This window comes from Flavobacterium alvei (assembly GCF_002920895.1).
Lineage (GTDB): Bacteria > Bacteroidota > Bacteroidia > Flavobacteriales > Flavobacteriaceae > Flavobacterium > Flavobacterium alvei.
Genome location: NZ_PQVG01000008.1, coordinates 162,767 through 185,857, shown reverse-complemented (window position 1 = coordinate 185,857; position 23,091 = coordinate 162,767). Strand labels below are relative to the sequence as shown.

Here is a 23,091-nt window from a genome sequence, read left to right as displayed (position 1 = left end):
CACAAATATAGACAAGAAAACAAACAAAAAGCACTTTGTTGCATTATTTTAATAAAAAAAATACAAATAACGCAACAAAACGCATAAATATTTTATTTACATGAGCTGAACTCCAGCTTTAGCGTATTCCTCCAAGATTGGAGCGTCTGGATTTAAATCAGTAATAATTATATTCAATTGGTTTAGTTCACAAACAACATACGGCATTTTAGTGTCTAATTTTTCAGAAGTAACCATACACACTACATTATCAGAAGCTTCCATCATTGCTTTTTTCACAAGAGACACCTCATACCCCATTTCCGTAAGACCAAGTCTAACGTTAATACTACTAGAACCCATAAAACAAATATCTGCTTTAAGCTTGGACAAAACTTGTACTACATCCATACCAATAGTCACCATTGCATTTTTCTGCAATTTACCCCCTATAAAAATTACTTCTACACTAGGATGTTGAGCTAACTGCATAGCTATTGGCAAACTATAAGTATATATAGTTGCTTTTAAATCAGAAGGGAGTAATTTTGTGAAAGCTAAATTTGTGGTACCTCCACTCATTATAATAACCTGTCCATCAGCAATTAAAGAAAGAGCTTTGTGACCAATAATATCCTTTTTGCCTCCATTTACAACAACCAAATCAAAAACACTAGTTGGCTTTTCAGCGATTGGTATAGCTCCACCATATACTTTTTCGAGCAATCCCTTTTTGTTTAATTCATTCAAATCCCTTCTGACGGTATCCTCTGAAACAGATAGATCTAACGCGAGTGTAATCGTGTTAACTTTCTGTTCTAAAGCTATTTTAGTCATTATGAATTTCTGTCTTTCCGCTTTTAGCATTGTCAAAAAAATTAATATTATTTTCAAATATATATAAAAATACTTCTTATCAAAATTAATAAGGTTATATTTTTTTTAATGAAACCGAGGTCTTGTTTTAATGTTTTTTCTGTAAAATAGCGTCAAACAGCAAAAAATATTGCATTATTATGCGTTATTGAAGAAATTTGTTAAAAAAAACCAGCATAATAATGTATTTGTTAAGAATAATGTATTAAGTTTGTATTAATTAACTAATCAAATTTAACCACTATGAAAAAAAAGTATTTAATTCTTTTGCTGTTTTTTGCTGGAATAATTACAACTTATTCGCAAAATCTCACAGTAAAAGGTAAAGTTACAGACACCAATGGCTATTCTTTGCCGGGTGTTAACATCCTTGAAAAAGGGACAAAAAACGGTTCCTCTACAGGAGGAGATGGTAGCTTCTCTATTAACACCAAAAATGGAGCTACTTTAGTAATTACATTTATTGGTTTTGAAACCAAAGAAGTAAAAGTTACTGGGGCTAAATTGAATATCATTATTAATGAAAGTTCTCAAGTCTTGAAAGAAGTTGTAATTACGGGGTCTATGGGTAGAACTTTAGATAAATCCTCTTTAGGTTATTCTGCACAGGCAGTTAAAGGTCAGGAAATCGCCGATACCCAACGTTCCAATTTTGCCAATGCGCTACAAGGTCGTATTGCAGGTTTAACGGTAACAAGTAGTACTGGTGCACCTGGAGCATCTACAGCAATTCAGTTAAGAGGGGTAAACTCTTTGAGTGGAAACAATACACCTTTATATATTGTAGATGGTTTGCCTGTAAGTAACGAAACATTAGATCAAGGATTGATGATTTCGAATGCTCCAAACCGAAACCAAGATTACACCAATAGAGGAGCCGATATCAACCCAGAGGATATTGAATCCATCACTATCCTGAAAGGACCAGAAGCAGCAGCTCTTTACGGTATGCAAGCTGGTAATGGAGCTATTGTTATTACCACAAAAAAAGGGAAACAAGGGGTTGGAAGAGTTAGTTACTCTACTAATACAAGACTAGATCAAGTTTATCGTTTCCCAGAAACTCAAAACGTATATCAAAGAGGTTCAGGAGGAATTACAAATACAGATTATAGAAGACAATTTGGAGAGGCTTTTGCTCCTGGTACAAAATTCTATGACAATATTGGTAATTTTTTCAGAGTAGGTACCTCTACCACTCATAATTTATCTTTTGAAGCAGGTACTGAAAACACTTCGTATAGATTATCCTTGAGTAATTTAAAACAAGAAGGGATAACTCCAAACACTTCTTACGAACGTTTGACGGCTAGTTTGAATGCTACTGCAAAAATATCTCCTAAATTTAAATCAGAAGGAACTTTTAGTTTTACAAAATCTGAAAATGATAAAGCTTCAAAAGGAGGTTCTGGGGGATTAACAGGTAGCAATGGTTATTTGTTGACATTGCTAGGATGGCCTCAAAATCTAGATGTTCGCGATTACTTGAATACCGATGGAACAAGAAAAAAAATCACTTCAGGTGCTTTAGATACTGAAACTGACAACCCTTTTTGGGATGTTAATAAAAACTTATCTACAGACTGGAACAACCGTTTTGTAACCAATGTTGGTTTAATCTATGACCCTGCCTCTTGGTTAAATTTCACCGCTCGTGTGGGTTGGGATGTAAATTCAGGTCAAGGATTCAGAGCTATTCACCCTGAATCGGCTGCGGGACTTTCAACGGGTGGATTTATTGAAACTTATTATAACAGTACCAGTAACTTAAACTCTACTTTGTTAGGAACAGCAAAGAAATCTTTTGGTAAATTTAATACCAAGATTATGATTGGTAATGCTATCAATGATAACTATTTTAGAATTTTATCTACCTCTGGAAGCAAGTATTTTGACCCTAATTTTAATTCTATCAATAATACAGATGCTACAACACAAAGATCACAAGAGAGAATCGTTCAAAGTCGAATTATAGGTTTCTTTACAGAGCTAAATTTTGATTATGACAAAATTGTTTTTGTCTCTTTAACAGGTCGTAAAGACTGGACTTCGGTATTACCAGATCCCTTCTTTTATCCTTCTGCATCGACCAGTTTTATGTTTACCAACTTGCCTGGATTAAAAGATAAAAAAATATTATCTTATGGAAAAATTAGAGCTTCCTATGCTGAAGCAGCAAATATCCCTTCGCCTTATTCAGCAGTTCCTATTTTTACTTCTCAATTAACCACAAACGGCGGATATGCTTATGGAGTAACAGGAGCCAATCCTAATTTAATTCCTGAATTTAGAAAATCTATCGAATTTGGTACTGAGTTGAAATTTTTTAATGATCGATTAGGATTAGATGTTACTGTTTATAGTACTAAAACTGTAGATCCTATCTTGAAAAATATGCGTTTGAGTTATGGAACAGGTTTTGTATTAACCTCTGCAAACTTTGGGGACTTAAGAAACGAAGGTTTAGAAATTACCTTAAATGCAACACCTGTTAAAACGGCTAGTTTTTCTTGGGATTTGAACCTAAATTTCAATAAAACTCGCTCCGAAGTATTGAATCTTCCTGCTGCTGTAACCGAATATTACCTTTCTGATACTTGGCTTTACAATAATGTTAGAGGTGGTGTAAAAGTAGGTGGACCTACTACTACAATAACTGCTGTAGATTATTTAAGAAATAATGCTGGACAAATATTGATAGATCCAAGTACAGGTTATCCATTAAAAAATCCAAACTTTGTAATCGCTGGTGACAGAAATCCAGATTTTGTACTTGGTTTTCAAAACACTTTCAAATACAAAAATGTAAGCTTATCAATATTATTAGACATTAGAAAAGGTGGAGACATCTTTAATGGTACCGAATTTTGGATGTACCAAAACGGAATTTCAACCAGAACTTTAGATAGAGAGCAACCACGAGTTGTACAAGGAGTAATAAGAGACGGATTAGAAAATTCGGCTACTCCTACTCAAAACAACATTATGGTAACGCCTTATTTACAAAATGAATATTACAGAACTGGTGGTGCTGTTGATGCTGACTTTATCGAAAAAGATGTCAATTGGCTGCGTATGAGAGATATTACATTGAGTTATAGATTGCCTTCTGAAACATTGAAAAAAACGGCTATTCGTTCATTAGCTTTTAATATAACAATGACAGATGCTTTTATGATAACTAATTATACAGGTGCAGATCCAGCGGTTAATGGATTAAATGCTTCTGCTGGTGGTGCTGGTGGAGTTGGCTTTGACTTTGGTACAGTTTCTACGCCTAGAGGTTTGAACATGGGAGTAAAATTAGGATTTTAATACTTATATAAAATGAAAAATATAAAAAAATATATAACTGCACTCGGTTTATTAACTGCTGTAGTTTCGTGTGATAACTTGCAAGATTTGAATGTAAATCCAAGTTTTCCAGTAGATGTTTCTGCACAAGCTTTGCTGCCACCTATTGAGCAACAAATGGCTGTAGGCTTACAATTTGACAATCGTTATTTAGGAAGATATGTCCAATATTTTAGTAATGCAACAACAGGAAACGAATGGGATAGATTAGGTTATGTAGCTAATAATGACCAGGGAGGTGAAATTTGGAAAATGGCCTACTTTTCAATCGGATTAAATTTAACCCGAATGCAAGAAAAAGCAATTGCCGAAGAGCGCCACGACATTACAGGTATTTCTAAAGTAATTAGAGCTTGGTCTTGGCAAGTTGCCACAGATTATCATTCTGAATTGATCGATTTTGATCAAGCATTTACACAACGTATGTCGTTTGACTATGTAGGACAAGACAAGGTTTATGCCGAAGTATTGCGTTTGATAAACGAAGGTGTTGCTGATCTAGCTCGAACCGATGGTAAAGTTTCAGCTACATACGCCGCCGTTGGAGATAAAATGTACAATGGAGACAGAGCCAAATGGACGAAATTTGCTTGGGGTGTTGTAGCTCGTAATTTGAACAATCAAATTAACAAAGCGACTTATGATCCAGCTGCTGTTATTGCTGCCTGCGATAAATCCTTAGCGTCTAATGCAGACAATGCTTTAATTAACTATAATGGGACAGTATCTGCCGATTCAAACTTTAATGGTCCACAAAGACAAAATTTTGCAAATTTTCGTCAAACTGATTTTATGGTTAGAGTTATGAATGGTACTGTTTTTACGGGAGCCATTGACCCTCGTATGTCAAGAATTTTGGCTCCATCTATTGGAACATCTGAAACAGCTCCAGCATCGGCAGCAAATCCAGACCCAACTAAATATACTTTTGTAGGTAATCCACTGAATTCAACTGCCTCATCAACTGCTGGTCCAAGCAGAATTCCTAATCTTTGGGGGACATTTGTTCAGGGAACACCTACAACTCCTGGTAGATATATTTTTAGAGATAAAGCCAATTTTCCTTTAATGACTTATGCTGAAATTCAATTTATCAAAGCTGAAGCTGCTTTTATAAAAGGAGACAAAACCCTGGCATTGGCAGCATACAAAAAAGGAATTGATGCAAGTATCGATTTTGTAAACTCAAATACTGTTGTTAGTACAACTTACCCAATCACAACTACTATAACTGCGTCCGAAAAAACAGCTTTTCTAGCTAACGTAAATGTGGTTCCAGCAGAAGCTAACTTGACCATGAGTCATATCATCCTTCAAAAATACATTTCACTTTTTGGTTTTGGAAATTTAGAAGCTTGGACAGATATGCGCAAATACCATTATGACAATGTAAATATTTACAAAACTATGGTTATTCCTACTGGTAGTGGATTATTTGCTGATAATGGTGGAAAATTGCCTTACCGAGTTCGCCCAAGATTCAATTCGGAATATGTATGGAATTTTGGGGCTTTACAAGCCATTGGGGCTGATAAAGTAGATTATCATACCGTAGAAATGTGGTACTCTAAACCATAATTTATAAAACCTAAAAACTTATTAAATGAAAAATATATTTAACACAATCAAAAAGGCTGTATTCCCGCTTCTAGGAGTGGTACTTATTGTCTCTTGTGGGGATGAACACAATTTCACTCCTTATGAATCAAGCGCGCCTGAAAACGCAGCTAATGTAAAATTTATTCACACAGCAGTTGGTGCTTCTGGAACAAATTTTCAGGTAAATTATTTTATGGGAGTCGAGAAAATATCATCTGTTGGGGTTACTGTTGGTTTGCCAATTGGAATTACTATGGGTTCAGTTTATCCAGTAACTCTTTATAGTTTGGTACAATCAGGAGATCAGCCTTTTAGTGCGGTAACACCTAAAATTGCTGCCACTGCAACAGTTGCTGAAATTCCAGCAGTAGATCGTTTTGTTGGCAAATTAGTAACTGAAAAAGGGAAATATTATAGCAATTTCTTAATTGGTTCACTTCCTAATGTTACTCCTGTAACCTATTCTACTTACCAAGTCAATGATGATTTTTCGCCAGTTTTAGACAAAACTAAAGCCTACATCCGATTCATCAATGTGATTAGCAATACTCCTGTTGCTGGTTATGACTTAGGAATCATCAAAACTACTTCAATAAGTGGAGCAACTCCAGTAGTTAACCAAGAAATTCAAACCTATAAAAATGTGACTTTCAAAGGTGGTAGTGAAGTATTTATTCCTATAGAAGCTCAAGACCCTACTGATGCAAGAGGTTATCAGATTCAATTGCGAGTTGCAGGTTCAGCAACAAACAACCCAACCCTTGCTGCCCCCGCTCTTGTGGCAAATCTAGCCAATTCTGGAACAGGCATATTAGTTCCAAGAGCTGGTAGAGTATATACCATCTTTTGTAGAGGTTTTGCAGGTGGATTATCTGCAGGTGCACCCAGTACAACTGTAAATATTCCAGCCATTGGTTGGTACACTAACAAATAAAAATCTTAAAACCACTTTAGACAACAAGTTCTAAAGTGGTTTTTTATATTCCAATTATTGTCTTTGTTTACTTCATATAGGTAGGCAATAGTCATTCCTATGCCCTATTTTTAATGGGAAACCTAAATAGATAATTACCAATCCTCTTTATCAAATGAGAAAAAACTACATAAAAAAACTATACTTTATTCTAGTATTAATCTGTACAATAATTAGTAATGCACAGTGTTTAATGGATGCTGAGTTTAGCAAAAGTAATCCGAAACGTGAATTGAGAGGTGTTTTTTTAGCCTCGGTTTACAGTTTGAATTGGCCTACAAATCGTTTGGCAACGCCCGCGGTACAACAAGCCGAATTGATTGCAATTTTAGATAATTTAAAAACAAATGGTTACAATACGGTTTTTCTACAAGTGCGTTCAGAGTGTGATGCTTTGTACAACTCATCTATTGAGCCTTGGGGATATTATTTAACAGGAACTCAGGGTTTAGCACCAAATCCTTTGTGGGATCCTTTGTCATTTGCCATAACCGAAGCCCATAAAAGAGGTCTAGATTTACATGCTTGGTTAAATCCCTATCGAGCAAAAACAACTTCTACCTACACTACTTCGGCAAATCACATTACAGTCACACAACCCAGTTGGTGGTTTACATCATCGGCTGACACACAAAAAATATTAAATCCAGGTTTGCCTGCCGTAAAAAATTATATCATCAGTATTGTGCAAGATATTGCCACACGATATGATGTAGATGGAATTCATTTTGATGATTATTTCTATCCCAATGGTGGAATGACAACCAACCAAGATGCCCAAACCTACATTGACAACAATCCAAAAAACATTGCTACGATTGCAGATTGGAGAAGAGATAATGTAAACCAAATGATAGCTGGAACTTATGATGCAATCCAGACCATAAATGCCAATTTAAATAAAAATATTGTTTTTGGTGTGAGTCCAGCTGGAATATGGAAAAGCGGAACACCAACTGGAATTTCGGGAAATTCGGCATATTCTGCCCTTTATTGCGATGCAATAGCTTGGTTAAATGCTGGAAAAGTAGATTATTTGGCACCACAATTATATTGGGTCATCGGTGGAACTCAGGATTATTTAAAATTATCGCAATGGTGGAATGACCAAGTTAAAACCAATGGAAAACAACTGTATATTAGTCAGGCTTATTATAGAATGGCAGATGCGAGTAATTGGGCAGGAACTGAAATACAAAATCAACTCATTCAAAATAGAGCCCCATCTATGGATGCTAGTTTTGGGCAAATTGCTTATAATTACGTAACAATCAAAAATAATTCGAAAACTATTAATGATATTTTAAACAACGCTCAATACAAATACAAATCATTTGCACCACCAATTGTAGGTAAAGATATTATTTGTCCAAACGTTCCTGAAAATATTCGGTTTGTTAACACGACATTGACTTGGAATACTCCTGCTGCAGCTTCAGACGGTGATTTGCCTATAAAATATGTAGTCTATGCTTTCAATAATGCTGCTGAAGCCATTACCAATAAAGACGATGGCACGAAAATAATTGATATTGTTGTTGGAAATGAATTAGTCGTTTCTCAATCCTTGATTGACACCAAATATTTTGTAGTGACCTCATTGGATAAAAACAATAATGAAGCCGGGAATTTCAATGCTGTTTTAGGGAATCCAAATTTTGATTTAATTGCTAATAAATCATATTTAGTTTATCCCAATCCATTCTTCAATCAGTTTGAAGTTGAGTTTCAAAATGCTTTTTCAAATAATGTAAAAATTTCACTTTATGACCTTAATGGAAAACAAGTTTTGGAACAAGATTATGTTATCACAAATTCAAAAATAGCAATAGCTCCAATGAATATAACTAATGGAATTTATTATGTAAAAATTAGTTTTGAAAATGGAACTACTGAAAGTTTTAAAATTATTAAACAAGAAGATTAATACCATCCTTTTCTATCTTTAGGTTTTAAACAAAAATTAATTCATTATGAAACTATCCTTTAAAAAATACATTCTCTTTTTGATGGCAATTATTGCTATCAATTCCTATTCGAATCCGTTGGAAAGATTTACAAAAGGAAATACTCATGAAAAAATTAAAACTGGTGCGGATAATTTCGAAAAATACCTTCCACTGCTAAAAGATAAAAAAGTTAGCATTGTCACCAATCAAACTGGAATTTTGACTAACAAAATGCATCTCGTAGATTTTCTGATTGAAAAGCAAATCGCTATTCAAACCATATTTGCACCCGAACATGGTTTTCGAGGTACAGCCGATGCTGGCGAACATGTTGTAGATGTAAAAGACAGCAAAACAGGTCTTCCTATTGTTTCACTTTATGGAGAAAACAGAAAACCAAAACCCGAACAATTGAAAGGAATTGAAATAATGATTTTTGATTTGCAAGATGTTGGTGCAAGATTTTACACTTATATTTCTACCTTGCATTACGTGATGGAAGCTTGTGCCGAAAACAATATTCCACTTATTATCTTAGACAGACCCAATCCAAACGGAGGAATTGTTGATGGTCCAATTTTAGAAAAAGAATATACCAGCTTTGTTGGAATGCACCCCATCCCTATCCTACACGGAATGACTATTGGCGAATATGCCCAAATGATTAATGGCGAAAAATGGCTCAAAAATGCAGCACAATGCCAATTAACAGTAATTCCTTGTATCAACTATAATCATTCAATAGACTATAGTTTGCCTGTAAAACCATCGCCAAATTTACCCAACGATCAATCCATAAACTTGTATGCCAGTTTGTGTTTGTTTGAAGGAACCAATGTAAGCGTGGGACGTGGAACCGAAAAACAATTTCAAATTTTTGGCTCCCCTTTTCTACCCAAAAACGATTTTTCATTTACTCCAAAGCCTAATTTTGGGGCAAAAGAACCTCTTTATAACAGTCAAATTTGCTATGGCGAAGATTTGACAACTCATAAAAAAGTGAATCGGTTGGAACTGCAATGGTTGATTCGTTCTTATAAAATGACCACCGACAAAACTAAATTTTTCAATGCATTTTTCACAAAGCTTGCTGGAACGAAACAACTCCAACAACAAATAGAAAATGGTGAATCTGAAAATAAAATTAGAAAAAGCTGGAAAAAAGGATTAAAAGACTTCAAAACTAAAAGGGCAAAGTATCTTATTTACTAATTTTAATATCCTGAAATAGATTTGTTTTCAAAATAATAATTCAAAAAAACTTATTTCTAACACACCTAAACAAATTCAATGAAAAAAATATATCCCGATACCGAAAAAGAATCCAATTATAGTAATTTGGACAAAATGTCAACCAAAGAGTTATTGGAAAACATCAATGCCGAGGACAAAAAAGTGGCTCATGCCGTTGAAACTCAAATACCCAATATAGAAAAATTGGTAGATGCAATTGTTTCCAAAATGAAATTGGGTGGGAGATTGTTTTACATTGGTGCAGGAACATCGGGTAGATTAGGAATATTAGACGCATCCGAGTGTCCTCCTACCTTTGGAGTAAGCGATCAAATGGTCATTGGAATAATTGCTGGTGGAGATTTTGCCATTCGAAAAGCGGTCGAAAACGCCGAAGATGATTTTGAGCAAGCTTGGATTGATTTAAAAAAACACGATATAAATTCATTGGATGTAGTCATTGGAATTGCAGCTTCGGGAAATACTCCCTACGTAATTGGCGGATTAAAAAAAGCTCAAGAAAATAGCATCATAACGGGCAGCATCACTTGCAGCAATAATAGTAAAATATCCAAAGAAGCCGATTACCCGATAGAATTATTGGTTGGTCCCGAATTTCTTACTGGAAGTACCCGAATGAAAGCTGGAACATCGCAAAAAATGGTTTTAAACATGATTACGACTTCTGTAATGATTCAACTCGGAAGAGTAATAGGTAATAAAATGGTTGATATGCAATTGTCAAATAAAAAATTAGTGCAAAGAGGTGTTGAAATGATAGTAGAAGCACTTGATATTGACGAAAAATTAGCCGCCCAATTATTAAAAGAACACAAAAGTGTGAGAGCTGTTTTGCTATCTAGAAATAAAGCTTAATTAAAACCCTAAAAAACACAAAATGACTCCAAGCGCAATCCTTATATTAATCATCGTTTATTTTGGACTACTTTTCTACATTTCTCATAGCGTCAGCAAGAAAAATGATGGAAATGATGCCTTTTTCAAAGCCAATAAAAATTCTAAATGGTATTTAGTTGCCTTTGGAATGATTGGAACAGCACTTTCTGGAGTAACTTTCATCTCGGTTCCGGGAGAAGTGGGTTCGCCAAATGGAGAACAATTCAAATATTTTCAGTTTGTATTGGGAAATGCAATTGGGTTTATTATCATTACAAAACTCCTTCTTCCGCTCTATTATCGAATGAATTTAACTTCCATTTATGGCTATATCGAGCAAAGAATGGGACATTATAGTTACCGAACTGCGGCTTCTATTTTTTTAGTAAGCAGAACCATTAGCTCTGCTTTTAGACTCTATCTTGTGGTTATTGTTTTGCAGCGTTTTGTATTTGATTATTATAACATTCCATTTTCGTTAACGGTCTTAATTTCTTTATTATTAATTTTTTCTTATACTTATCGTGGCGGACTTAAAACAATAATTATCACAGATACTTTGCAAACATTCTTTCTAGTTTCTTCAGTGTTTTTAACAATTTATTTCATTTGCAATAGTTTAGATTTGAGTTTGGTTGGCGCATTCCACGAAGTGAAGGATAGTAATTATTCTCAAATATTTTTCTTTGATGATTTTATGACCAACAAGTTTCATTTTGCCAAACAAATTCTTGGCGGAATGTTTGTAACCATAGCAATGGTAGGTCTTGACCAAGATTTAATGCAAAAAAACTTGAGCTGCAAAAACATAAAAGATGCCCAAAAAAACATGTTCACTTTCACTGGAATCTTCGTGGTCATTAATATTTTCTTTTTGAGCGTGGGAGCATTATTATACATTTATGCATCCAAAAACGGAATTGAAATCCCAATTGATTCCATTACTAATAAACCCAGAACCGATTTATTATTTCCAGAAATTGCCTTGAATCATTTAACAGTAATACCCGCAATAGTATTTTTATTGGGACTTATTGCAGCTACATTTGCCACTACCGATTCAGCTTTAACTGCATTGACAACCTCTTTTTGCGTAGATTTTTTGGGAATGGAAAAATCCGAAAATCAGGCCAAAAAAAATATCATTAGAACTAGACATTTAGTCCATTTAAGCTTTTCAGCCTTATTATTTCTAATAATTTTAGTCTTTAATTCTATAAATGATAGTTCTGTTGTTGGAATGATTTTCAAGGTTGCTTCCTACACTTATGGCCCTTTGTTAGGTTTATATGCCTTCGGATTATTTCATAAAGGACGAAAAGTAAACGACAAATTGGTTCCTTATATCTGCTTTTTGTCACCGGCAATAACCTATTTAGTAAGTGAAAATTCCGCAACATTATTCTTTGGATATATATTTGACAATGAACTCATTATCATAAACGCTTTAATTACTTTTATTGGTCTCTACTCCATCAGCAAAAAAGCAGAAAAAATAGATTTTTAGTCCAAATAATAATCAAAAATTAATTCATTGAACAATGAAAAATTACTTTATAAAAATTACTTTCTATTTAACTTTTGCCTTTTTGGCTAGCAATTGTATAGGTTTAAAAAAAGACCAAAAAACGATTGATGCCAAAAAAGAAACTACGATTTCAGCAAATAAAGAAATATATGTTGCTAAAAATAAAACCGTTGGCGCTACTTTTTTTAAAGATTCGGATGAAGAAAATCATTGGGTAGATAGCATTTATACAAAAATGTCTTTGGAAGAAAAAATAGGACAACTTTTTATGGTTGCTACCTACTCTAATAAAGATAGTCTTCACGCCAAGAAAATTGATTCTTTGGTTCAGGGTTACAAAGTGGGTGGCATTATTTTTTTTCAAGGTGGGCCAGTTCGTCAAGCTCAATTAACCAATAGGTTCCAATCGAAAGCCAATGTCCCTTTGTTTATTGCGATTGATGCCGAATGGGGTTTGGCAATGCGACTTGATTCTACTTATCGCTATCCTTGGAATATTACTCTTGGCGCTATTCAAGATTTAAAACTGATTGAAAAAGTGGGCTCAAATATGGGGAATGAATGCAAACGAATGGGAATTCATTTCAATTTTGCTCCTGTGCTCGACATCAATACCAATCCCAAAAATCCAATTATTGGAAATCGCTCTTTTGGAGAATCAAAAGTCAATGTTGCCGATAAAGCCATTGCGTTTTTAAAAGGAGAGCAAAGTCAAGGCGTTTTTTGCACAGGCAAACATTTTCCAGGCCACGGAGATACTGCAACAGATTCTCACAAAACTCTACCAACAATTAATTTTTCTAAAGAACAAATAGATTTAGTAGAATTATATCCTTTCAAAAGAATGTTTGACGATGGTTTAGCCTCGGTAATGGTTGCGCATTTGAACATTCCAAGTCTAGAAACGAAACAAGATTGTCCTTCGTCCCTTTCTTATAATGTGGTTACTAATTTACTTCAAAAGGAATTGGGGTTTAATGGTTTAATTTTCACCGATGCGCTTGGAATGAAGGGTGCAAGCAATTTTATGCAACCAGGAGACATCGATTTGGCCGCATTTATGGCAGGAAATGATATTTTATTATGTCCAGAAAATGTTTCGCTGGCAGTCGAAAAAATTAAAATAGCTTACAATCAAGGAACAATTTCTGAGGAAAGATTGGCACATTCAGTAAAGAAAATTTTGCATTACAAATTCAAAGCAGGCTTAAATAAACCAAAACCAATTGACCTTGCAAACTTGTATCAAGACATAAACAAAACCGAAAATGATGCTTTACAATATCAATTATTTGAAAATGCAATCACGGTCTTGAATAATAAAAGCAATGTACTTCCGATAAAAAAATTAGATCAAAAAATAGCCTATGTAAAATTGGGAGACGATGACAACAGTTCTTTTCTGACGACTTTAAAAAAATATACTGAAATTACCGAAGTAACAGCTTCAAGTATTGACAGTCTTACTTTAAAATTAAAAAATTTCGACACCGTAATTATTGGTTTCCACAAATCAGATTTGGCTTGGAAAAATCACGATTTCACAGAAAAAGAATTGTTGTGGCTGCAAGAAATTGCCAAAAACAATAAAGTAATTTTAGATGTTTTTGCAAAACCTTATTCTTTGTTGCCTATAACTAATTTTGATGAGATTGAAGGATTAGTAGTTTCCTATCAAAACTCAACAATTTCACAAATTGTATCGGCTGAGCTTATTTTTGGTGCCATCGAAGCCAAGGGAAAATTACCTGTTTCTATCAATTCTAACTTTGCTGTAAATACTGGGATAAGTACCCAAAAATTAGATCGTTTGGGATTCACAGCACCCGAAAACGAAGGTATGAATCCAATGATTTTAAACCAAATTGATGAATATGCCAAGAAAGCCATCGATGGAAAAATGACTCCTGGAGCACAAGTATTGGTGGCTAGAAATGGAAAAGTAATTTATCAAAAATCGTATGGTTACCAGACTTATGAAAAGGAAAAATTGGTCACAAATTCCGATTTATATGATTTAGCCTCAATTACAAAAATGGTTGCCACACTGCCCAATGTGATGCAATTATACGACCAAAACAAAGTGACATTGGATACTAAATTGTCTAAGATGTTGCCTTCTTTAAGTAAATCCAATAAAAAAGATATTGGTTTCAAAAATTTGCTTTCGCATTATGCAGGTCTTCAAGCTTGGATTCCTTTCTACAAAGCAACATTGGATAGTGCCAAAATGCCTTCGAAAAAGTATTACCAAAAAACTTTTGATGCCCAGCATATTAGACAAGTTGCCGATAGTATTTTCATCAGAAATGACTATCACGATACTATCATTAAAATCATTGCCGACAGTCCATTGGACAAAAAAATTGAGTATAAATACAGCGATTTAACCTTCATTCTTCTAAAAGAATATCTAGAAAGAGTAAACCATAAAAAATTAGATGTTTTGGTTCAGGAAAAATTCTATAAATCATTAGGAATGAATTATACCTTATTCAATCCATTAAAAAAGTTTGATAAAAACTCGATTGCGCCAACTGAAAAAGACAATTATTTCCGCCATCAAACGCTTCAAGGATATGTTCATGATATGGGAGCCGCTATGGAAGGTGGCGTTTCTGGTCATGCAGGATTATTTTCGAATGCAATGGATGTAGCCAAAATGATGCAATTGTATTTGCAAAAAGGAAGTTATGGCAACCAACGCTATTTTTCCGAAAAAACATTTAATGATTTTAATACTTGTTATTTTTACACAGAAGGAGTCAATAGAGGTTTAGGTTTTGACAAACGAATTGGAAAAGACGGCTCAACTTGCGGTTGTGTTTCTCCTGCTAGTTTTGGTCATACTGGTTTTACAGGAAATATGGCTTGGGCTGATCCCGAAACCCAAATCATCTATGTTTTTCTTTCTAACAGAACATATCCTGAATATGAAGGAAATACTCTAGTTAAAGGAAGAATTAGGGAAGACATTCAACAAATAATACAAAATGCTATTGTGAAATAGTAACCCATAATTTGAATTAAAAACTCCAAAACAATGAAAAAAGAACGTTTAATTTCACTTGATGTTTTCAGAGGATTTACAATAATCTTAATGACCATTGTCAATAATCCCGGAAGTTGGGCACACATTTATCCACCTTTGGAACATGCTGAATGGAATGGCTGTACTCCTACTGATTTGGTATTTCCATTTTTCATATTCATTATGGGAACAGCAATTCCTTTTGCAATGCCTGACAAACATTTTGACAGTTCCATTTTTAATAAAATTGTGGTTCGTTCCATTCGAATTTTCTGCTTAGGATTGTTTTTAAATTATTTTGGAAAAATACACTTTTTAGGATTAGAGGGAATTCCATTACTGACAATCCGAATCCTAATTACTACTATTGTTGGAATTGCCCTTTTGGGAAATTTTAATCAAAAAATAAAAACCTATTTGGCTTTTGGAGTTCTGGGGATATTATTATTTTTAGCTTACAGCTCAATTGAAAGTTTTCAAGAAGTTAGAATCCCCGGAGTTTTGCAACGAATTGGAATCGTATATTTCTTTACTTCACTCCTATTTTTGAAAACTAGTCCAAAAATCCAAATCGGAATTGCAGTTCTATTATTGCTGATTTATTGGTTTTTGATGACTTGTATTTCTGTACCCGGTTTTGGTGCTGCTAATTTTGAAAAAGGAACTAATCTAGCTGCTTGGTTAGACAATTCTATCTTGAACGGACATCTATGGAGTGCTAGTAAAACTTGGGATCCTGAAGGTATTTTAAGCACAATACCTGCCATTGCAACAGGAATTATAGGAATGTTAATCGGTCAATTATTGAATATACAAGCCACAAAAATAGAAATCACAAAAAAACTCATCGTTCTTGGTATTTCACTTATTGCACTGGGTTTGATTTGGAGTTTGGTTTTCCCAATAAACAAATCACTTTGGAGTAGCTCTTATGTTTTATACACCGCTGGCTTAGCCATATCAATTCTAATGATTTTATATTATTTGATAGAGATTGCCAATTATAAAAAATGGACGAAGCTTTTTTTGATTTGGGGAGTAAATCCAATGATTGTATTCTTTTTGTCAGGAATATTGCCGAGAGTCTGGGGGATGATTGAAATTCAAAATCCAGAAATTGCATCCGAAAAAATAAATATCAATGAGTATTTTTATACTTATGTCATCACACCTCAATTTTTAAATCCTTTAAACGCTTCATTGGCATATGCCCTATTGTATGTACTTTTTTGGACTATTATTTTATATATTTTTTACAAACAGAAGCTCATTTTCAAAGTGTAATCTAATAATAATCACTAACTATTTAAAAATAAAATAAGTGTTCAACTAATTTGGCAAACAAATTGCAGCAATAAAAATTAGAATTTATTAAAAAAATTATAGGATAAACTTCTCTAAAAAACTACTTTTGATTTTTACATAACACTACTATAATGATTAGAATTAAGCCTTTTTTTGTATTGAATTTTATAGTTCTGCTTTCATTTTGGAATGCTCATTCACAATATGATGCCAAATATCCGAAAAATGAATTCAGAGCCGTTTGGATAGCAACTGTAGTAAATATTGATTGGCCAAAAGCGGGTACAGATTCTGTTAACAAACAAAAAGCCGATTTTATTGAAATTTTAGAAACTTATAAAAAACTGAATTACAATGCAGTAATTGTTCAAATACGAAGTACTGGAGACGCTTTTTATCCTTCAAAATTAGCACCTTGGTCAAGATATATAACCGGAAAAGAAGGACAAGCACCAAAACCTTATTATGATCCTCTAGCTTGGATGATCGAACAAGCACATCAAAGAGGCTTCGAATTTCATGCTTGGCTAAATCCCTATAGAGCAACTTTCGATACCAAAACAGAAACGTTGAGCAAAGAACACGATTTCTTCAAACATCGGGATTGGATGATAAAATATGGAGAGACTGGAAAAGAAAAATACTACTACAACCCTGCTCTACCCGAAGTTCAAAGCCATCTGACTGCTGTTGTTGAGGAAGTTGTAAAAAATTATGATGTTGATGCCATCCATTTTGATGATTATTTTTATCCCTATAAAGTTAGTGGCAAAGAATTTAACGATGCAGCTTCATTTAAAAAATACAGTTACAAACAATCGCTTGAAGATTGGAGACGTGACAACGTAAATAATTTTGTAAAAAACATTTATTATTCAATAAAAAGAATCAAACCTTGGGTTCAATTTGGAATTAGTCCGTTTGGGGTTTGGCGCAATAAATCAGTGGATCCAAAAGGGTCAGATACACAATCAGGACAAACGAATTATGACGATTTATACGCCGATCCAATTGCTTGGATGGAAGGAAATTACATAGATTATATGTTGCCACAATTGTATTGGAGCATCGATCATAAAACAGCTTCTTATTCAAAATTAATTAAATGGTGGGCCAATAATTCTATAAATGCTAATGTTTATATTGGAAATGGAAGTTATAAAATTAAAAATGATTCAGACAAAAAGTGGTTTGTTCCGGGCGAAATTCCTAATCAAATCGATTTAACCCGAACCTTTCCTAATATACAAGGAAATTCCTTTTATAGTGCCAAAGCTTTTGTCAATATCAATAAAGACGTTGCAGACTTGTTAAAAGCAAATCAATATAAATATCCTGCAATTCCTTTGCCTGTACCTAATTCAAAAAAAACAGGAACTGAACGACCTTTAATCAATTCATTTTCTAAAGAAGGAAATTTATATCAATTTGCATTCAAAAAAACACAATCAGACCAAGTTCGATATATAGTGGTTTATATCACCGAAAACAATACGAAACTTGACAGCAACGACCCTAGTCAAATCTTAGAAAAAATATTTATCGATGCAAAAAGCGAGTCCATAAAATATTCGATTGCTAAAGACCAATTAAATAATATCAAAAAAGTAGCTTTTACATTTATCGATTTTTACGGAAACGAAAGTGTTCCTGAAATTGTCAATTTAAACACCGAAATAAAACAAAACTAAAATGGAAACTTCAAAAACAAAAAATGAACCTTGGTATTGGATTCCGTTTTTAAACTTTGCTTCGGGCTTGCCTTATGCTATTATAATTTCGGTTTCGGTAATAATGTACAAAAACCTAGGAATCAGCAACGAAGATATTGGGATTTATACAAGTCTATTGTATTTACCTTGGGTAATAAAACCGTTATGGAGCCCATTTATTGATTTGTTTTCGACCAAAAGAAATTGGTTTCTGGTAATGCAATTGTTAATTTCAATTGCCTTTTTAGTAGTTGGATTTACGATTCCTGTTAGCAACTTTTTCATTTTGAGTTTAGCCATTTTTTGGGTAGCAGCTTTTGCATCTGCTTCGAATGATGTAGCCAGTGATGGGTTTTATATGCTAGCTTTAACTAAAGATCAACAATCGTTTTTCCTAGGAATTAGAAGCACTTTTTATAGATTGGCAATGCTAACAGGAAATGGATTGATTGTAATTATTGCTGGTTATTTTGAACAATTATATGCCGACAAAACCAAAGCTTGGTCTTATACGATGATAATTGTGGGGCTAATAATGACCGTTTTAACGATATATAATTATTTCTTAACTCCAAAAACCGAAATTAATTCGCTAGAAACCGAATCTCAACCCACTCCTAAAGTGAGTTTTGGAACTGTTTTTTCGAGCTTTTTCCAAAAAAAACAAATTGGAATAGCCTTATCATTCATACTATTATTTCGATTAGGCGAATCTCAATTGTTAAAAATGCTAACTCCGTTTTTGATTGACGATAAAGCAGTTGGAGGAATGGGATTGTTAACTGAAGATGTAGGTATCATTTATGGAACTTTTGGTGTTTTAGCCCTTACAATTGGTGGAATTCTGGGCGGAATTGCCATTTCTAAAAATGGACTCGGAAAATGGATGTTGCCTATGATATTAACTATGCACTTGCCAATAATTGGTTTCATTTTGCTGGCTCATTTTCATCCAACTTCTATCTATTATATTTATGCAGTTGTAATTGCAGAACAATTTGGTTATGGATTTGGTTTTGCGTCCTTTATGATGTATTTAATTTACTTAGCTGATGGCGAATCAAAAACCTCGCACTACTCTATTGCAACAGGATTTATGGCTCTTGGGATGATGTTACCCGGAATGTTGAGTGGATATATTCAGGAATATTTGGGCTATGGCAATTTCTTTATTTGGGTATTTTTGGCTACAATTCCGGGGTTGATTTTATCACAATTTTTGAATTTCCCAAAAGAGTTTGGAAAAAAAATAGACTAATTAATGCTCAAAAAAATAAAACAAAAGAATTAAATTCACTTTGTAACCTAACAATTTAATGCCAATTAAATAATTGAAATTTAAAAAAATAGTGCTAAATTTAAACCTACAAAAAATAGCACTCAGATGCAGCAATACTAATTGCAAAAACTCAGAAAAAAACAGATTCAAAAATCAGTTTAATCTGAGATTCATCTTAGTTTAAATTTCTAAATCAATGACATTAGAACAAAAAATTGGTCAATTCTTTTTTCCTGCAGTTTTTATTAATGATACTGAAGAAAATTTTCAAGAAATTGAACGTTTAATTACAGAACACAACATTGGTGGACTTACTTTTTTTCATAGTCGTGCCAGTGCTGCAACCAACTATGAATCCAAAGAAAAAGTTGAAGTTAACGACTCTAGTTTTGAGCGTTTAAAAGAACTTGTGGTACGTTTTCAAAAATGTGCTTCCACTCCACTTTTGATGAGTATTGATGCCGAATGGGGATTGGCAATGCGAGTTGAAAACACACCTCAATATCCTTACGCAATTTCTCTTGGTGCTTTGCCAGAGCGTTATGAATATTTGGTTTACGAAGTAGGAAGACGAACAGGATTGGATTTGAAAGCAGCTGGAATTCATTACAATTTGGCGCCTTTGGCAGACATTAATAACAACCCAAAAAATCCCGTAATTGGCTATCGTTCGTTTGGTCAAAACAAAAATAGAGTTGCTAATTTTTCTACTGAATATTTACGTGGACTGAATGAAGTTGGCGTTTTAGGTTGTCTGAAACACTTTCCAGGTCACGGTAATACAAGTGTCGATTCGCACTTGGGATTACCTATTTTAGAAGAAACTTTGGAGCAATTAATGGAAAACGAATTAGTTCCCTTCATTAAAGGAATCGAAAACAATGTCGATTCGATTATGATTGGACATTTGGCAGTTCCGGCATTGAATGAAGGAAAAAACACCTCGGCAACTTTATCCAAATCAATTATTGAAGATCTTTTGCGTAAACAATTGAAATATGATGGTTTAGTCATTTCGGATGCTTTGAATATGCATAGCGTTTCAAAACTGTATGATATAAAAGGACAACTCGAATGGGAAGCTTTTAATGCAGGAAATGATGTACTGTGTTTTGCCGAAAATGTAGCCGAAGGAATTCAGGAAATCCTCAAAAATGCAACTCCAAAACGTATCGAAGAAAGTTTCAATCGCTTGTGGAAATGCAAACAAAAAGCGGGAATATTAGATGGAAATTTTGCTCCAGAAGGAGAATTCGATTTTGAAGCCACTTCCATATTAAATCGTCTAATTGCTGATAAAAGCACAACTTTAATCAAGGACAAGCAAAATGGTTTGCACTTGTTTGAAGCTAAAAATAATGACAAACTTGCTAAATTATGTCTCTATAAAAATATTGATAACATATTTTATAAATCACTAAAACTAGTTCTTCCTTCAGAAAAATTCGCACTAGAAACGGGAGATAAAACAGCCATAGCAAACATTAAAGAAGAATTAAAATGTTTTGATACAATTCTTGTAACTCTTTTTGTTCCGAAAGCCAAACCTTTGAATAATTTTGGTATAGAAGACTCTGTATTAGAATTTTTAGAAGATCTATTTTCTAAAAAGAAATGCGTTTTGTACGTATTTGGAAATCCTTATGTACTAGATGTAATTCCTAATTTAAAATCAACTATTGGAATCGTACAAGTGTATCAAGATTTTCGTGAATTTCAAGAAAGTGCCGCACGCCAATTGCTAAGAAATTCAAGATGCAGAGGAAGTTTACCTGTAACTATAAACGGCTTTTAAATAGCTAATTACTATTGTATTTTTAAATACAATAAGATTTTATTATACAATAATAAAAATATATAATTACAATTTCCATTTCAAAATTAGCTTTTGAATTACATTTGTCTCAGTAAAAAATAATAATAACTTTAAAACATAACACAATGTCATTAGTAGGAAAAAAATTCCCAAACATTACAGTTGACGCTATTTCAGAAATGGGCGACAATTTAAGAATCAATGTACTTGAAGAAGCTACAGAAAACAATCAAAAAGTACTTTTGTTTTGGTATCCAAAAGATTTTACTTTCGTTTGTCCAACAGAATTACACGCTTTTCAAGCTGCTTTAGGCGAATTCAAAAAAAGAAACACTATCGTAATTGGAGCTTCTTGCGATACTAACGAAGTACACTTTGCTTGGTTAAACACTCCAAAAAATAGCGGTGGAATCGAAGGAGTAACTTATCCAATCCTTGCAGATACAACTAGAAATTTGGCTGCCGAATTAGGTATTTTAGACATCGAAATGGAATATGACGAAGCTTTTGACGGTGAACTATTAGTAGGCTCAAACGTTCCTTACAGAGCTACCTATTTAATTGACGAAGAAGGTAAAATTTTCCACGAAAGTGTAAACGATATGCCATTAGGTCGTAATGTGAACGAATATTTACGTTTAGTAGATGCCTACACTCACGTTCAAACTAAAGGCGAAGTTTGTCCTGCAAACTGGGAAGAAGGAAAAGATGCAATGACAGCTGACAGAAATAGTACAGCTGCTTATTTAGGATCTCACTAACATTCACTAACAATAATTTCAATTACAATGTCAAAAATCAATTGCAATTTCAATGTGAATAATAGAATTTGATTTTATAAAACTCTTATTTTAAATAAATAGCTACATTTTAATTGCACCAATTTAAAAATTGATTTTTGACATTGAAATTGAAATTGAAATTTCAAAAAACTATGTTAATCGAATTAAACGAAGATACATTACAAGATTTAGTTGCTAAAGAGGAAAAAGTAATCGTTCAATTTTCGGCCTCTTGGTGTGGAAATTGTCGAATTATGAAACCAAAGTTCAAAAAATTGGCTTCAGAGAATGACGATTTGACTTTTGTTTTAGTGGATGCTGAAAATTCTCCCGAATCAAGAAAATTAGCGAACGTGAGCAACTTGCCTACCTTTGCTACTTTCGTAAATGGGAAATTAGTAAACGAAACCCAAACCAATAAAGCGGAAGTTTTGACAGAATTGGTAAACGAAATTAAGTAATTATGAAACTACCTATAATCAAACATTTAACTCAATTTATTGACGAAAATGACCAAGATTACCTTGTTGAAACTATCGATGTTTTGGAAGCTTTAACCGAAGTTTCTTCCTTGAAAGATGAAGAATTAGACGTTATTGGCGAACTAATTTCGAATATGTACGGAGCACTAGAAGTACACAAAATGACTAAAGACGGAATGGACAAAAAAGAAGCTCTGAATACTTTTATGAAGCGCGTTTTGGGCTCAATTGATAAGTAAGAAGAACCCTTTTTGAATACTAATTATTAGGATATAAAATAATATCTATTTTAGAAC

Annotated in this window: 16 protein-coding genes; 15 read left to right on the top strand and 1 reads right to left on the bottom strand. The window is 33.6% G+C overall.

The features are described 5' to 3' along the window. Positions 1-96: 96 nt before the first annotated feature. On the bottom strand, positions 97-846 hold the full coding sequence (locus C3L50_RS14375) for a DeoR/GlpR family DNA-binding transcription regulator (RefSeq protein WP_103806873.1): 750 nt from the start codon (positions 844-846) through the stop codon (positions 97-99). A gap of 252 nt (positions 847-1,098) precedes the next feature. Between C3L50_RS14375 and C3L50_RS14370 the strand changes: the two genes are divergently transcribed. The 15 genes from C3L50_RS14370 to C3L50_RS14300 all read left to right on the top strand — a co-directional run bounded on the left by C3L50_RS14370 (position 1,099) and on the right by C3L50_RS14300 (position 23,034). Beyond that, complete coding sequence (locus tag C3L50_RS14370) at positions 1,099-4,170, top strand: SusC/RagA family TonB-linked outer membrane protein (RefSeq protein ID WP_103806872.1); 3,072 nt, start codon at positions 1,099-1,101, stop codon at positions 4,168-4,170. 12 nt (positions 4,171-4,182) lie between these two features. Continuing rightward, a complete protein-coding gene (locus tag C3L50_RS14365; RefSeq protein ID WP_103806871.1) occupies positions 4,183-5,787 on the top strand; it encodes a SusD/RagB family nutrient-binding outer membrane lipoprotein in 1,605 nt (534 codons plus the stop codon). 25 nt (positions 5,788-5,812) lie between these two features. Beyond that, positions 5,813-6,742, top strand: coding sequence for a hypothetical protein (locus C3L50_RS14360; RefSeq protein ID WP_103806870.1), 930 nt, complete (start codon positions 5,813-5,815; stop codon positions 6,740-6,742). A gap of 232 nt (positions 6,743-6,974) precedes the next feature. After that, entirely contained in the window at positions 6,975-8,708 is a 1,734-nt protein-coding gene (locus C3L50_RS14355; protein WP_165784021.1) for a family 10 glycosylhydrolase, read from the top strand. A 46-nt stretch (positions 8,709-8,754) separates the two neighbouring features. After that, positions 8,755-9,942 (top strand): exo-beta-N-acetylmuramidase NamZ family protein, encoded by a 1,188-nt coding sequence (locus C3L50_RS14350; protein WP_103806868.1) that lies wholly within the window; start codon positions 8,755-8,757, stop codon positions 9,940-9,942. A gap of 78 nt (positions 9,943-10,020) precedes the next feature. Continuing rightward, positions 10,021-10,839 carry an N-acetylmuramic acid 6-phosphate etherase gene (gene murQ / locus C3L50_RS14345; RefSeq protein WP_103806867.1) on the top strand — a complete coding sequence of 273 codons (819 nt, stop codon included), beginning with the start codon at positions 10,021-10,023 and terminating at the stop codon, positions 10,837-10,839. Between the two features lie 22 nt (positions 10,840-10,861). Next, positions 10,862-12,367, top strand: a complete 1,506-nt coding sequence (locus C3L50_RS14340; protein ID WP_103806866.1) for a sodium:solute symporter — start codon at positions 10,862-10,864, stop codon at positions 12,365-12,367. 34 nt (positions 12,368-12,401) lie between these two features. After that, on the top strand, positions 12,402-15,398 hold the full coding sequence (locus C3L50_RS14335; RefSeq protein WP_103806865.1) for a glycoside hydrolase family 3 N-terminal domain-containing protein: 2,997 nt from the start codon (positions 12,402-12,404) through the stop codon (positions 15,396-15,398). Between the two features lie 33 nt (positions 15,399-15,431). Further along, the gene (locus tag C3L50_RS14330) at positions 15,432-16,703 is read left to right on the top strand and encodes an acyltransferase family protein (RefSeq protein ID WP_103806864.1); all 1,272 of its coding nucleotides are present in this window, start codon (positions 15,432-15,434) and stop codon (positions 16,701-16,703) included. Positions 16,704-16,855: 152 nt separating this feature from the next. Continuing rightward, positions 16,856-18,415, top strand: a complete 1,560-nt coding sequence (locus tag C3L50_RS14325; RefSeq protein WP_103806863.1) for a glycoside hydrolase family 10 protein — start codon at positions 16,856-16,858, stop codon at positions 18,413-18,415. A gap of 1 nt (position 18,416) precedes the next feature. After that, a complete protein-coding gene (locus C3L50_RS14320) occupies positions 18,417-19,694 on the top strand; it encodes an MFS transporter (protein WP_103806862.1) in 1,278 nt (425 codons plus the stop codon). 217 nt (positions 19,695-19,911) lie between these two features. After that, positions 19,912-21,510: a glycoside hydrolase family 3 protein gene (locus C3L50_RS14315; protein WP_103806861.1), complete on the top strand. Its 1,599-nt coding sequence runs from the start codon at positions 19,912-19,914 to the stop codon at positions 21,508-21,510. A 146-nt stretch (positions 21,511-21,656) separates the two neighbouring features. Further along, a complete protein-coding gene (locus C3L50_RS14310) occupies positions 21,657-22,292 on the top strand; it encodes a peroxiredoxin (RefSeq protein ID WP_103806860.1) in 636 nt (211 codons plus the stop codon). 173 nt (positions 22,293-22,465) lie between these two features. Beyond that, positions 22,466-22,774 carry a thioredoxin family protein gene (locus C3L50_RS14305; RefSeq protein WP_103806890.1) on the top strand — a complete coding sequence of 103 codons (309 nt, stop codon included), beginning with the start codon at positions 22,466-22,468 and terminating at the stop codon, positions 22,772-22,774. A 2-nt stretch (positions 22,775-22,776) separates the two neighbouring features. Next, a complete protein-coding gene (locus tag C3L50_RS14300; protein WP_103806859.1) occupies positions 22,777-23,034 on the top strand; it encodes a DUF6952 family protein in 258 nt (85 codons plus the stop codon). Positions 23,035-23,091 lie beyond the last annotated feature (57 nt).

What these genes read in the sequence shown, in the direction of transcription:
- C3L50_RS14375 (WP_103806873.1), bottom strand. Translation starts at nt 846, where the DNA reads ATGCTAAAAGCGGAAAGACAGAAATTCATAATGACTAAAATAGCTTTA.
- C3L50_RS14370 (WP_103806872.1), top strand. Translation starts at nt 1,099, where the DNA reads ATGAAAAAAAAGTATTTAATTCTTTTGCTGTTTTTTGCTGGAATAATT.
- C3L50_RS14365 (WP_103806871.1), top strand. Translation starts at nt 4,183, where the DNA reads ATGAAAAATATAAAAAAATATATAACTGCACTCGGTTTATTAACTGCT.
- C3L50_RS14360 (WP_103806870.1), top strand. Translation starts at nt 5,813, where the DNA reads ATGAAAAATATATTTAACACAATCAAAAAGGCTGTATTCCCGCTTCTA.
- C3L50_RS14355 (WP_165784021.1), top strand. Translation starts at nt 6,975, where the DNA reads ATGGATGCTGAGTTTAGCAAAAGTAATCCGAAACGTGAATTGAGAGGT.
- C3L50_RS14350 (WP_103806868.1), top strand. Translation starts at nt 8,755, where the DNA reads ATGAAACTATCCTTTAAAAAATACATTCTCTTTTTGATGGCAATTATT.
- murQ (WP_103806867.1), top strand. Translation starts at nt 10,021, where the DNA reads ATGAAAAAAATATATCCCGATACCGAAAAAGAATCCAATTATAGTAAT.
- C3L50_RS14340 (WP_103806866.1), top strand. Translation starts at nt 10,862, where the DNA reads ATGACTCCAAGCGCAATCCTTATATTAATCATCGTTTATTTTGGACTA.
- C3L50_RS14335 (WP_103806865.1), top strand. Translation starts at nt 12,402, where the DNA reads ATGAAAAATTACTTTATAAAAATTACTTTCTATTTAACTTTTGCCTTT.
- C3L50_RS14330 (WP_103806864.1), top strand. Translation starts at nt 15,432, where the DNA reads ATGAAAAAAGAACGTTTAATTTCACTTGATGTTTTCAGAGGATTTACA.
- C3L50_RS14325 (WP_103806863.1), top strand. Translation starts at nt 16,856, where the DNA reads ATGATTAGAATTAAGCCTTTTTTTGTATTGAATTTTATAGTTCTGCTT.
- C3L50_RS14320 (WP_103806862.1), top strand. Translation starts at nt 18,417, where the DNA reads ATGGAAACTTCAAAAACAAAAAATGAACCTTGGTATTGGATTCCGTTT.
- C3L50_RS14315 (WP_103806861.1), top strand. Translation starts at nt 19,912, where the DNA reads ATGACATTAGAACAAAAAATTGGTCAATTCTTTTTTCCTGCAGTTTTT.
- C3L50_RS14310 (WP_103806860.1), top strand. Translation starts at nt 21,657, where the DNA reads ATGTCATTAGTAGGAAAAAAATTCCCAAACATTACAGTTGACGCTATT.
- C3L50_RS14305 (WP_103806890.1), top strand. Translation starts at nt 22,466, where the DNA reads ATGTTAATCGAATTAAACGAAGATACATTACAAGATTTAGTTGCTAAA.
- C3L50_RS14300 (WP_103806859.1), top strand. Translation starts at nt 22,777, where the DNA reads ATGAAACTACCTATAATCAAACATTTAACTCAATTTATTGACGAAAAT.